Annotated in this window: 1 protein-coding gene; it reads left to right on the top strand. The window is 70.3% G+C overall.

The features are described from left to right. Positions 1–562 (top strand): DUF222 domain-containing protein (locus tag AC1DB8_RS16560; RefSeq protein WP_476893650.1); only part of this gene is annotated, 562 nt, incomplete at both ends.

The raw sequence follows: 562 nt of genomic DNA, 5'->3' as shown, positions 1-562 counted from the left end.
CGGATGGAACATGCCCTGACCCGGACCGCAGTGGAGCACGACCCGGATTTCCTGGCCCGGGTCGCGAGGCGCTGGACGGACGCGATCGACCAGGACGGCGCCGAACCCTCCGAGGAGGTCCTGCGCCAGTTACAGGGCGCGTTCCTCCGCAAACCCCGCCATGGCCTGCAGCATCTGGAAATCTTCGCCACGACCGAACAGTTCGAACACCTGCTGACCGTGATGAACACCGCCACCAACCCCCGCACCGGCACCCAAGCTCCCGGTGATGCGGCAACCGGGAGCGCGGGCAGCGAATCAGGCGGCGAGCCACGCGGCGCGGCAGGCGCCGAAGAAACACTGCTCGACCGGCGGTCGAGGCCGCAGAAATCCCTCGACGGCCTGGTCGGCGCCTGCAAAGTGGCCCTGGCTTGCGGCGCACTGCCCGCCACCGGAGGGCTCCGGCCCCAGGTCATGGTCACCATCGATTACCGCGACCTCCTCGAACGCCTCCAACGAGACACCGGCACGGCCGCCGACGGGGCCGGCCAGGTCAGCGCCACCGGCCAGTTCGAGCGGGCCG

Source organism: Arthrobacter sp. 10N410, assembly GCF_056394945.1.
This window is presented reverse-complemented; position numbering and strand designations above follow the sequence as displayed.